The 12,250-nt window shown below is 49.7% G+C and carries 12 protein-coding genes; 8 read left to right on the top strand and 4 right to left on the bottom strand.

From position 1 onward, the window contains the following. Window positions 1–636 precede the first annotated feature (636 nt). Window positions 637–2,007 (top strand): anaerobic C4-dicarboxylate transporter DcuC, encoded by a 1,371-nt coding sequence (gene dcuC / locus KP80_RS16795; RefSeq protein WP_052284791.1) that lies wholly within the window; start codon window positions 637–639, stop codon window positions 2,005–2,007. Window positions 2,008–2,100: 93 nt separating this feature from the next. Continuing rightward, window positions 2,101–2,901 carry a ribonuclease I gene (gene rna / locus KP80_RS16790; RefSeq protein WP_052284790.1) on the top strand — a complete coding sequence of 267 codons (801 nt, stop codon included), beginning with the start codon at window positions 2,101–2,103 and terminating at the stop codon, window positions 2,899–2,901. 33 nt (window positions 2,902–2,934) lie between these two features. Here the strand turns inward: rna and KP80_RS16785 are convergent, their stop codons facing one another. Beyond that, a complete protein-coding gene (locus KP80_RS16785; protein WP_052284789.1) occupies window positions 2,935–3,765 on the bottom strand; it encodes an alpha/beta fold hydrolase in 831 nt (276 codons plus the stop codon). A 10-nt stretch (window positions 3,766–3,775) separates the two neighbouring features. Between KP80_RS16785 and KP80_RS16780 the strand changes: the two genes are divergently transcribed. The 3 genes from KP80_RS16780 (at window position 3,776) to uspG (ending at window position 5,002) form a co-directional block, all read left to right on the top strand. Next, window positions 3,776–4,000, top strand: coding sequence for a hypothetical protein (locus KP80_RS16780; RefSeq protein ID WP_052284788.1), 225 nt, complete (start codon window positions 3,776–3,778; stop codon window positions 3,998–4,000). Next, window positions 4,000–4,410, top strand: coding sequence for a nucleoside diphosphate kinase regulator (gene rnk, locus KP80_RS16775; protein ID WP_052284787.1), 411 nt, complete (start codon window positions 4,000–4,002; stop codon window positions 4,408–4,410). Before KP80_RS16780 ends, rnk begins: the two co-directional genes overlap by 1 nt. Before the next feature lie 163 nt (window positions 4,411–4,573). Then, entirely contained in the window at window positions 4,574–5,002 is a 429-nt protein-coding gene (gene uspG, locus KP80_RS16770; RefSeq protein WP_052284786.1) for a universal stress protein UspG, read from the top strand. A gap of 82 nt (window positions 5,003–5,084) precedes the next feature. Here the strand turns inward: uspG and ahpF are convergent, their stop codons facing one another. Further along, a complete protein-coding gene (gene ahpF / locus KP80_RS16765) occupies window positions 5,085–6,650 on the bottom strand; it encodes an alkyl hydroperoxide reductase subunit F (RefSeq protein WP_052284785.1) in 1,566 nt (521 codons plus the stop codon). A gap of 245 nt (window positions 6,651–6,895) precedes the next feature. Continuing rightward, on the bottom strand, window positions 6,896–7,459 hold the full coding sequence (gene ahpC, locus KP80_RS16760) for an alkyl hydroperoxide reductase subunit C (protein WP_052284784.1): 564 nt from the start codon (window positions 7,457–7,459) through the stop codon (window positions 6,896–6,898). 717 nt (window positions 7,460–8,176) lie between these two features. Here ahpC and citR point away from each other — a divergent pair. The 3 genes from citR to KP80_RS16745 all read left to right on the top strand — a co-directional run bounded on the left by citR (window position 8,177) and on the right by KP80_RS16745 (window position 11,047). Next, window positions 8,177–9,091, top strand: coding sequence for a DNA-binding transcriptional repressor CitR (gene citR, locus KP80_RS16755; protein WP_052284783.1), 915 nt, complete (start codon window positions 8,177–8,179; stop codon window positions 9,089–9,091). A gap of 121 nt (window positions 9,092–9,212) precedes the next feature. Continuing rightward, entirely contained in the window at window positions 9,213–10,436 is a 1,224-nt protein-coding gene (locus KP80_RS16750; RefSeq protein WP_052284782.1) for a phosphoadenosine phosphosulfate reductase, read from the top strand. After that, window positions 10,421–11,047: an IbrB-like domain-containing protein gene (locus KP80_RS16745; protein ID WP_052284781.1), complete on the top strand. Its 627-nt coding sequence runs from the start codon at window positions 10,421–10,423 to the stop codon at window positions 11,045–11,047. The genes KP80_RS16750 and KP80_RS16745 overlap by 16 nt, the downstream gene beginning before the upstream one ends. On the opposite strand, the gene KP80_RS16740 is transcribed toward KP80_RS16745, so the two are convergent. Next, window positions 11,048–12,208: a pyridoxal phosphate-dependent aminotransferase gene (locus tag KP80_RS16740; RefSeq protein WP_052284780.1), complete on the bottom strand. Its 1,161-nt coding sequence runs from the start codon at window positions 12,206–12,208 to the stop codon at window positions 11,048–11,050. Window positions 12,209–12,250: the final 42 nt, after the last annotated feature.

Below are 12,250 nucleotides of genomic sequence, written 5' to 3'. Positions count from 1 at the left end.
ACGGTATCGATGTTCTTCTCTTTTCGCCACCAGAAATTATAAATTAGAATATTCCTAATCAACGCGTCAAGCTTGCAAAATGACCAACAATAAATAAGGGGTTATTCGTGCACAGCCAAAATACAATATATTATTACGCCACGGAGAACACCTATTATTCAATCACGAAAACATTTAATGTGTGATTTATTAATAATATATAAACCACATGGTATCGCTAATAATTTATCTAAAATCAATCAGCACCTATTTCTAATAGGCAAATGGTAGTTATCTAAATATCCAGAATAGAGATATTCCCCAGCACACGAGTCAGGGCATCAACCAACACGCCCCTCCTGCCACGGCTTCTACCATCATTAAGCATCTCAACTTGTTGCTAACACGACGAATTAACTATAAAAATAATAACATTCCATTTACCTGAATTGTTTATTAATCCAGCACTGCGCTATACTCGTGACGATGCGAGTGTTCAGCTTTGTGAGTACATCGTGTAAATTGAAATCTCATTCTCTTTAATTAGTCTGTTTTTTGATTTTCATCAGCTAATTTCGCCGGTTTTTTCGGCACATTCCACCCCTTACTTTGATGCAGGTCTGCGTCAATTTTACAACTGGGCGATAGGTGTTAATAATGTTAACGTTCTTTGAACTCCTGATTGGTGTTGTGGTTATTGTGGGCGTTGCCCGCTACATCATCAAAGGATATTCCGCAACGGGGGTCCTGTTTGTGGGTGGCCTGCTGTTGCTGATTGCCAGCGCATTGATGGGACATAAGATTTTACCGAGCAGCGAAACCAGCACCGGTTACTCTGCTACCGATATTATTGAATACATTAAGATCCTGCTGATGAGCCGCGGCGGCGATCTCGGTATGATGATTATGATGCTGTGCGGTTTCGCAGCATATATGACGCATATCGGCGCCAACGATATGGTGGTCAAGCTGGCTTCCAAGCCGCTGCGTTTCATTAACTCACCTTACCTGCTGATGATTGCCGCCTATTTCGTGGCTTGTCTGATGTCACTGGCGGTCTCTTCCGCTACGGGCCTTGGCGTGCTGCTGATGGCAACGCTATTCCCGGTCATGGTTAACGTCGGAATCAGTCGCGGTGCCGCTGCTGCTATCTGCGCTTCGCCAGCTGCCATTATTCTGTCACCAACGTCCGGCGACGTGGTGCTGGCCGCTAAAGCGGCGGAAATGCCGTTAATTGATTTTGCATTCAAAACCACGCTGCCTATTTCCATCATCGCGATTATTGCCATGGCGATTGCCCATTTCTTCTGGCAACGCTATCTGGACAAAAAAGAGAACATCTCTCATGAAATGCTGGATGTGAATGAGATTACCACCACCGCACCAAGCTTCTACGCCATCCTGCCGTTTACGCCAATTATTGGCGTACTGATTTTTGACGGCAAATGGGGCCCAGAACTGCATATCATTGCCATTCTGGTTATCTGCATGCTGCTGGCGGCTATTCTCGAATTCTTCCGCGGATTTAATACTCAGAACGTCTTTGCCGGCCTGGAAGTTGCCTACCGCGGGATGGCTGACGCTTTTGCAGGCGTGGTTATGCTGTTGGTTGCCGCGGGCGTATTCGCCCAAGGCCTGAGCACCATTGGATTTATTAACAGTCTGATTTCCATCGCCACATCATTTGGCTCCGCGAGCATTATTCTGATGTTGGTACTGGTCGTGCTAACCATGCTGGCCGCCATGACCACCGGCTCCGGGAATGCACCGTTCTATGCTTTCGTAGAGATGATCCCTAAACTGGCTCACTCTTCCGGGATTAACCCAGCCTATCTTTCGATTCCAATGCTGCAGGCCTCTAACCTGGGTCGTACCATTTCGCCGGTTTCCGGCGTGGTCGTGGCTGTCGCGGGGATGGCAAAAATCTCTCCATTTGAGGTGGTTAAACGTACCTCGGTACCGGTTATTGTCGGTCTGATTGTGGTAATTATCGCCACTGAAATTCTGGTGCCTGGCGCCGCGGCATAATCATTTGCCCATCAAATAAATAAGGCGCCTAAGGGCGCCTTATTTTATGATTAAACCACACCCTTTAATGATGAAAAACGTGGAGTCAGGAATATGCTCAGGAAGACTATTGTGTCAGGGTGTGCGCTGTTGCTCTGCGCCGGCAGCCTTCACGCCGCCCCTCTCGCACCCGCACAATATGGTGACTTCGACCGTTATGTTCTGGCGCTTTCCTGGCAAACGGGTTTTTGCCAAAGCCAGCATGATAGAAACCGCAAAGAACCGCTGGAATGTCAGCAACCTAAAGAGGCCGCAAATAAAGCGGATTATTTAACGGTTCACGGCCTGTGGCCAGGTTTACCAAATTCTATCGCCTCGCGCGGTGTCGATAATAACCGCTGGATGCGTTTTGGTTGCGCGACGCGACCCATTCCCAATATGCCTGAAGCGAAAGCAAGCAGAAAATGTGCCGCCGAAGAGACCGGCTTATCGCTGGAAGTTGCCAATAAGCTCAATCAAGTGATGCCCGGCAGCGGTGGGAAATCCTGCCTTGAGCGGTATGAATATGCCAAACATGGCGTCTGTTTCGGCTTCGACCCCGATGCCTATTTTGACACCATGGTCCGCTTAAATAGTGAAGTGAAGCAAAGTGCGATTGGCCAATTCCTGGCCGCAAACTACGGCAAAACCGTGGACCGCGCCAGTTTTGATAGCGCTGTGGCCCACGCCTTTGGTCAGCAGAACGTTAAAGCCTTTAAATTAACCTGCAACGGTAACCCGGCTTATCTGACGGAAATGCAGATTGCGATTAAATCCGTCCGTATAAATGAGCCGCTTTCGGCCGAATCGTTGCTCCCGCAGCCGCATCCGGGGAACTGTGGCAAACAGTTTGTGCTGGATAAAATCGGTTACTGATCCACGCCCCCGCATCCTGCGGGGGCAAAACCATTATCGCTGAATGAATGCTAGCAGATCATCGTTGATCTGGTGCTTATGGGTTGTGCAAATTCCGTGCGACCCTCCATGATAAACCTTAAGCTCAGCGTCTGGCAGAAGCTCAGCAGCCACCTTACCGCAGGTTTCAAACGGCACAATCTGATCGTCGTCACCGTGGATCACCAGCGTCGGAATGGTCATCTTACGCAGATCCTCACGCAGATCGGTTTCCGAGAAGGCTTTAATACAGTCATAAAGTGCTTTGATCGAACCCTGTAGCCCTTGTTCGACAAAACCTTCACGTACCGCTTTCGACTCCTTGGCGCCATCACGGTTATAGCCGTAAAAGGCCGCCGTCAGTTCATAGAAAAACGCGCCGCGATCGTTGATGACACCTTCACGAATGCCATCAAATACCTCAATCGGTACGCCATGAGGGTTAAAATCCGTTTTCAGCATGATGGGTGTTACCGCACCAATCAGCACCGCCTTTGCCACCCGACTGGTGCCGTGACGGCCAATATAGCGCGCAACCTCACCACCACCGGTCGAGTGCCCAACGTGCACCGCATCTTTCAAATTAAGGTGCGCCGTCAGCTCTGCCAAATCATCCGCATACTGATCCATATTATGCCCATCCCAGGGCTGTGCAGAGCGTCCATGTCCACGCCTATCATGGGCGATTACGCGATACCCTTTTGAACCCAGATATAACATCTGATCCTCAAATGCGTCAGACGTCAGCGGCCAGCCATGGCTGAACACAATCGGCTGCCCACTCCCCCAATCTTTGAACCACAGATAGCTACCATCTTTCAGGGTCAGTTTATCGAAACCGCTCATACGATCTCCTGTGCTGGAAGGTCGCTGCCAGTTGCAGCTTAAAAAGAATAAGCCAGATTTACTGGCCACGACGGATTTCGCACAAAATTCACACAATGGCCGGGTCGCCATTCCTGAATGTGCGCTGCATCACTTCAAACCTGATGCTGGGATCAGTATGATGGGGAAAGATGAACCCTTGCCGCTGGCGGTGAGGGTTTTCTTTTGGATAATAGATATGACATGGAGTAGATAATGACCAGACCTGCCATCATTATTAATGAGTTCGATGCCGAGCGTATCGACCGCCTGCTTGAGCAACCCGCTTATGCAAATTCACCGGTGGCGAACGCGCTAAACGACGAACTGGATCGTGCCCAGATGTGTGCCCCAGAGGCCATGCCGCATGATGTAGTAAGTATGAATAGCCAGGTCAGATTCCGCGATCTCACCACCGGCGAAGAGCGCGTGCGCACGCTGGTATTCCCGGCGCAGATGACCGATAGCAGCAGCCAGCTTTCGGTGATGGCACCGGTTGGTGCTGCCCTGCTCGGCCTGCGCACCGGCAACACCATTCACTGGGAGTTACCGGGTGGCGCATCAACCCACCTGGAAGTGCTTGAACTACTCTATCAGCCGGAAGCTGCTGGCGAATTCAACCGCTAAACCCCACCGCGAATAATTAAGAGGATGCCCGGCATCCTCTTTCTGTCTGTGTCTGACTTAACTTTACAACTTCTTCTTGCTCACTAAACTAATTTGCGAACTCAATGACATATTCTCAATCCGTAATATGTTTTGATAGTTCCACAAAGACAAGGAGGAGCCTATGTACAAAACAATCATTATGCCAGTTGATGTTTTTGAGATGGAGTTAAGTGACAAAGCGATTCATCACGCCGAGTTTATGGCCCAGCAGGATGGTGTTATCCATTTGCTGCACGTACTGCCTGCTTCAGCCAGCTATACCATGAGCCGTTTCGCTTCTGACCTGCGCCGCTTTGAGGAGCATCTACAGCAAGAAGCAGAAACGCGTCTGCAGACGATGGTGAGTCACTTCAACATTGATCCTTCACGAATCAAGCTCCACGTACGCCTCGGCAACGTACGCGATGCGGTAAATGAGCTCGCGGAAGAACTGCACGCTGATATGGTGGTGATTGGTTCTCGCAATCCATCCATCAGCACTCATTTGCTAGGCTCGAACGCCTCGAGCGTTATCCGCCACGCCCATATCCCGGTGCTGGTTGTACGCTAATCATTATCCGGCCTGACGGCCGTCGATAACAAAAAAAGGCCACCTTTCGGTGGCCTTTGACATTGCAGGCATTGTCTTCTTTTTATGCTGTTTTGGTACGAATCAGATAATCAAACGCACTCAGGGAGGCTTTTGCGCCTTCGCCTGCGGCGATAATAATCTGTTTGTAAGGCACCGTGGTGCAATCGCCGGCGGCGAATACGCCCTTCACGTTGGTCTCACATTTCGCATCAATAATAATTTCACCCATGCGGTTACGCTCGATCGCGCCTTCCAGCCAGTTGGTGTTTGGCAACAGACCGATCTGTACGAAGATCCCTGCCAGTTCAACATGGTGCTCGTCGCCGCTCACGCGGTCACGGTACTGCAGGCCAGTTACTTTACTGCCATCACCCTTCACTTCAGTAGTTTGTGCATTCAGAATAATGTCGACATTCTTCAGGCTGCGAACTTTATCCTGCAGAACCTGGTCAGCTTTCATTTCTGGCGCAAATTCCAGCAGAGTGACGTGTTCAACCACACCGGCCAGGTCAATAGCCGCTTCCACGCCGGAGTTACCACCACCGATAACCGCCACGCGTTTACCTTTAAACAGCGGGCCGTCGCAGTGCGGGCAGTAGGTAACGCCCTTGGTGCGATACTGATCTTCACCCGGCACATTCATGTTACGCCACTTCGCACCGGTAGAGATGATGATGCTACGAGCTTTCAGCACCGCGCCAGAAGCGGTTTCAATCTGGTGTAGACCGCCTTCTACCGCTGCCGGAACCAGCTTAGACGCGCTCTGGGAGTCAATCAAATCAACATTGTATTCGCTCACGTGTGCTTTTAACGCACCCGCCAGCTTCTGCCCTTCGGTTTTCGGCACGGAAATGTAGTTTTCAATATCAACGGTATCCAGCACCTGGCCGCCGAAGCGCTCGCCCATCAGGCCAGTACGAATACCTTTACGCGCAGAATATACCGCAGCTGCTGCACCGGACGGGCCGGATCCGACAATCAGCACATCATAAGCATCACGCTGATTCAGCTCTTCTGCTGCACGTTTTTCGGCACCGGTATCCACCTTCGCCACGATCTCAGTCAGAGTCATACGGCCCTGGCCAAATTCCTGGCCATTCAGGTAAACCGCAGGGACACCCATCACGTTACGTTCGGTAATTTCGTTTTGATAAGTGCCACCATCAATGGCCGTATGCTTAATACGCGGATTCAGCACCGCCATCAGGTTCAGCGCCTGTACCACGTCCGGGCAGTTGTGGCAGGAAAGTGAGTAATAGGTTTCAAACTCAAAATCGCCGTCCAAATCGCGAATCTGCTCCAGCAGAGACTGTGCTTCTTTTGATGGATGACCACCGGTCCACAGCAGCGCCAGTACCAGCGAGGTAAACTCGTGACCCAGCGGAGAGCCTGCAAAACGCGGCCCCTGGTGAGACCCCGGGTTTGTAATCAGGAATGACGGTTTGCGTACAGCCAAAGAGTCGTCTTGTTTAAAGGTCACTTTGTCTGACAGTTCAGCGATCTCAGCCAACAGTTCCTTGATTTCTGCCGATTTAGCGCTGTCATCCAGCGTGGCAATCAGCTCAACAGGTTTGGTCAGCTTCTCAAGATACGCCTTGAGCTGGGTTTTCATGTTGGTGTCGAGCATTTTTATCTCCTGGGCTTAAAACATCATCATGCAAGCGGCCTTAGGGCTGCCTGAATGCGGCTTGCATCATGGTTTTGGGAAAGAAAACGGGTGCGAAAACGCCCCCGTTTGTCGTCGTCAATTTCCTTTGGATTTCGCGTCAGGGCAAGGCGGCTCCCCTGTGAGGCCCCGGGAGCTTACAGAAGTAAGTGACCGGGGTGAGCAGGTGATGCCAACGCCGTCATGGCGTGAAAGACATGGAAATTTTAGATTTTGCCGACCAGGTCCAGAGATGGAGCCAGAGTCGCTTCACCTTCTTTCCACTTAGCTGGGCAAACTTCACCTGGGTGAGAAGCGACATACTGAGCTGCTTTGATTTTACGCAGCAGGTCAGACGCATCGCGGCCGATACCTTCAGCGGTAACTTCGATTGCCTGAATGATACCCTGTGGGTCAACAACGAAGGTTGCGCGGTCAGCCAGACCTTCATCTTCACGCATGTTTTCAAAGTTACGGGTCAGGGCGCCAGTCGGGTCGCCGATCATCGCATATTTGATTTTAGCGATGGTGTCGGAGCTGCCGTGCCATGCTTTATGAGTGAAGTGGGTATCGGTAGAAACAGAGTAAACGTCTACGCCCAGCTTCTGCAGCTCTTCGTAATGATCTGCAACGTCGCCCAGTTCGGTCGGGCATACGAAAGTGAAGTCAGCCGGGTAGAAGAAGAAGACGCTCCAGCGACCTTCGGTATCTTTCTCGGTTACTTCGATGAACTCACCGTTTTTGAACGCCTGGTTTTTGAAAGGTTTGATTTTGGTATTAATTAAGGACATCTATACTTCCTCCGTGTTTTCGTTGAGGTCTAAGTTAACGAAATTCTTCCGATTCGACCAATGCGTTTACATTATCAAATCAATAAGCGTTATCTAACAACCGGAACAAGACAGCTTTGTGAACCTATGAACCGGGTTCGCACAAATCGCTCATCCCATAACGTAAAAAGGCCACAACATGGTGGCCCGTTTACCTGAATCTCCCGCAGGTGAATTCAGTGCCAGCCAGGCTGGCTAAGTGTTGCGCCCCGCATGACCCTATAAAATCAGCGGTAGCATTCGGATTACATCACCCACGTCTGCAAAGGGCAATCAGCTCAACGTCGGTGTTACCTATAGCTGTGATAGGTTACACCGCAAGTGTTCCTTTACTCACTGATTTTACAGAGCTTTTCTATACAGCACCGTTCTTTACCTCCGTTTTCCTCTGCTCGGTTACCGCGATGGAATGATTGATGTCATGGATAAAGAAAAAATGCTGAACCCAGCTATGTGTCAGGCTAATGATAAGCTAGAGTTAACTTTGAGCATTATGCATTGAAAAAATAAATTATATTTAATTAATCAATGTTCACATAATGATATTTAACGGTAGATAAATACGGATATCCTGATATATATTCAGCATGGTTTCAGATGTTTTTAAGTTTTACGAATACACGGATTGTAGTGATAAGGGAAGTAAATACCCCCCCCTGTGATATATAAGGATACTATATGGCAAATCTTTATGACCTGAAACGATTTGATCTTAACTTATTAGTTATTTTTGAATGCATTTATCAGCATCTTAGCATCAGTAAAGCGGCTGAAATGCTCTTTATTACGCCTTCTGCTGTCAGCCAATCTCTACAGCGCCTGCGTACACAGCTCAACGACCCTCTTTTTGTCCGCTCGGGGAAAGGAATTACCCCAACGACCGTTGCCGCCAATTTACACCAGCATCTGTCAAAGAATCTTAATCAGCTAGAGCAGACGATTAATATGATGGGCAATGTTGAACTGGAGAAAAAGTTTGTGATCTACGGTCCAGAGCTCAACTTCACTCCTCGGCTTGCTGACTTTATGAATGCGCTATTGGCCGAGCCCGATCTGCAGATTGAATACCATGACTTTGCAACGACCGGTGATAGCGCAGAAAACCTACTTCACTATCGCAAAGCAGACATCATCTTCACCACCACAGCAATTCACAATCGCTCATTTGTTTGTGAAAAATTCCTTGATGTTAAAGTGGTTCTCGTCTGCAGAGAGGATCACCCACGGCTGGGTAATTACGCCTCTCTAGATGAAATACTGAAGGAAAGATTCACTCACTATGACGTGCAAGATCCGTGGATAAAGCAGTATCAGTACGATACGGATAACATCTGGGCCGAGCGTAAATTCGCTTTCCGTTCATCATCTTTCATCTCAATCATTAACGCGATTCACAAAACTGATTTAATAGGAATCATGCCCTATTCTTATTTCACAATGTTAAAAGATTCTTTGCGATTAAAAGAGGTTTCACTTTCTGAGTCGTTACCCGAGATAAGCGTCTACACCCTCTACAATCGAGCCTCGCTTAACTCCGAATTATTCACCAGAATAATAGGTAAACTGTCCATGAACTCGCCTGGCGGAGGCTAACCATCCTTTTTAAGCTTGCTGAATTATGATGAAAATAACTATTTATGGCCGTTATTAACATTCTTATTATTGTATTATCTTTAATTCTATTTGCTAAACTCGAAACAAGGATGGCCAGCAGATGTCCATGGTCAAACTCCCGCTAACCCAATCAGTGCTGGAAGCGGCATACGATCGTATTGCATGGACGCTGGACAATTTCGCCCGCATTTGTGTTTCATTTTCAGGCGGCAAAGACTCCACCGTCATGCTGCATTTAGCCGCGCAGCTGGCACGGGAGAAGAATAAGAAAATCTGCGTACTGTTTATTGATTGGGAGGCACAGTTTTCATCCACAATCAGTCACTGTGAAAAGCTTCGCGCACTCTATCAGGATATCATTGAGGATTTTTATTGGGTCGCGCTACCCCTGACGACGCAAAACGCATTGACTCAGTATAAGCCTGAATGGCAATGCTGGGAGCCAGGCGCAAAGTGGGTACGGCAACCGCCAGAATATGCCATCACCGACCCTCATTTTTTCCCCTTTTATCAACCGGGTATCACCTTCGAAATATTTGTGCAGAAATTTGCCGAATGGTTTTCCCGGCAACGCCCGGCTGCGGTCATGGTCGGTATTCGCGCCGATGAATCCTACAACCGTTTCCTGACTATTGCTTCCCAGCGCAAACGCCGTTTTGCTGATGATAAACCGTGGACCACCGTTGCTCCGGGGAATCACGCCTGGTACATCTATCCCATTTACGACTGGAAAACGGCTGATATCTGGACGTGGTTTGCCAGAAGCGAGTTACCTTATAACCCACTTTACAACCTCATGTTTCAGGCCGGCGTCCCGCTGCGCTATATGCGTATCTGCGAACCGTTTGGCCCCGAACAGCGCCAGGGATTATGGCTCTATCACGTTCTGGAGCCTGAGCGCTGGGCGGATATGTGTCAACGAGTGAGCGGTGTTCACAGCGGCGGTATTTATGCCGGGCAAGACAATCAGTTCTATGGCCATCGAAAAATAGACAAACCACAAAACCATAGCTGGCAAAGCTATGCTCATTTCTTGCTGCAAAGCATGCCGGAAGCCACGGCAGAGCACTACCGCAACAAAATTGCCGTCTATCTCCGCTGGTATCAAAAGCAGGGTTGGGAAGGCATTCCTGACAGCCAGGATAAAGATATGGGTTCCAAAGATATACCGTCATGGAGGAGGATTTGTAAGGTGCTGTTAAACAATGATTACTGGTGCAGAATGCTCTCGTTTAGCCCAACCAAAACCAGCCACTATCAACGCTATCGCACACGCATGGAACAAAAACGCCAACAATGGGGGCTCTTATGCGACAACGACTAATTGAGCAATTGCATCGCTATCTGCAAACGCTCCCTCTTGAGGAAAAAATCAACGCCCTGAACCAGTTCCGTCAGGCGCTGCATGAAGAAAGTCCCTTTAACGATCAGCCCGTTGACTGCGTACTGTGGGTTAAAGAGGAACAGGTTTCCCCCAATAGCTACAACCCCAACAATATGGCACCACAGGAAAAAAGACTGCTGACAAAATCGCTGGAAACCGATGGTTTTACTCAACCCATCGTGGTGATTGAGAAAAAAGACAGCAGCTTTGAAATCGTCGACGGCTTTCATCGGCATCTGCTGTCCCAGTCAAAAGCAGCGTTAAAAAAGCGCTTTCATGGCTATTTACCCGTGACTGCACTTGCGCATCATGACCCTTCGCTGTCCAGCCGAATGGCGGCCACCATTCGCCATAATCGTGCCCGTGGTCGCCACCAGATTAGCGCCATGTCTGAAATTGTACGAGAGCTCAGCCAGCTTGGCTGGAGCGATGAGAAAATGGCGCAAGAACTGGGAATGGACGCTGACGAAGTATTGCGGTTGAAGCAGATTAACGGCCTGTGCGAAATGTTTGGCCATCGCCAGTTCTCACAGGCCTGGACAGTTAAATAGCTACAGCTGACACAGCCGCTCGGCGGCAGCCAGCAGAGTTGACTCCTGCTTGGCAAAGCACAGGCGAATGAGCTTGTGAGGGAAAGGATCGGCACAAAATACCGATAGTGGTATCGCCGCCACGCCAACCTCTGTGGTCAGCCACTGGCAGAAACTTACATCATCAAGATTTGAGATCTCGCTGTAGTCGGCCAGCAGGAAGTAAGTGCCTTCGCAGGGCAGCAGTTTCAATCGACTCTGGCTTAATGCATCAATAAACAGATCGCGTCGCGCACGGTAAAAATTCGGCAGTTCCCGATAATGTTCGGGTTCGGCGCGCAGCATATCAGCCAACGCCAGCTGCGCCGGAGTATTGACGGCAAAAGTCAGATACTGGTGCACTTTGCGAAGCTCGGCGCTAATCGCTGCCGGCGCTACGCAGTAACCCACTTTCCAGCCGGTCATATGATAGGTTTTACCAAACGACGAAACGGCTACCGACCGTTGGCGCAGCTCCGGATGCGCCAGCACGCTAGCATGGCCTTCTTCAGCAAAACAGATGTGTTCATATACTTCATCACTCACCACATAGATTTCGCGTTCGGCAATTGCCTGCCACAGCGCCGCAAAATCGGCCTTCTGCCACACTGTCGCCGAGGGATTATGCGGCGTGTTGAGAATAACCAGCCGGGTTTTATCGCTTAACTGTGCGGCAAACGCCTGCCAATCGACACGGAAATGAGGCGGCTGTAGGGCAATACGCTTCACGATACCGCCAGAAAGCTCGACTGCTGGCGCATAGCTATCGTAGCTGGGATCAAAACAGATAACCTCATCACCTTCCCGCACTAACGCGGTAATTGCCGCATACAGCGCTTCGGTCGCCCCTGCGGTAACCGTAATGTCGCTGTTCACATCCGGCATATGGCCATACAGTGCGGCGGTTTTCTCCGCGATAGCTTCGCGTAGCGCCAGCGCACCGGTCATCGGTGCATACTGATTCGCTCCGCTAGCCACATGGTGTGCCAGACGCGCCTGAAGATAGCTCGGACCGTCGAAATCCGGGAATCCCTGAGAGAGATTGATAGCCTGATGCTGCTGGGCTAGCGCACTCATTTGGGTGAAAATGGTGGTACCGAGATTGGGAAGTTTGCTCTGAGGGATGAGTTGCTTTGTTGTCATTCGTTATCTGCCGCTCGTTGAACCAGTGTTAACAGCAATATA

Origin of the sequence: Kluyvera genomosp. 1 (assembly GCF_001266615.1) — a bacterium.
Lineage (GTDB): Bacteria > Pseudomonadota > Gammaproteobacteria > Enterobacterales > Enterobacteriaceae > Kluyvera > Kluyvera cryocrescens_A.
Note: the sequence above shows the minus strand (reverse complement) of the source record. Positions and strands in the feature narration are given on the sequence as shown.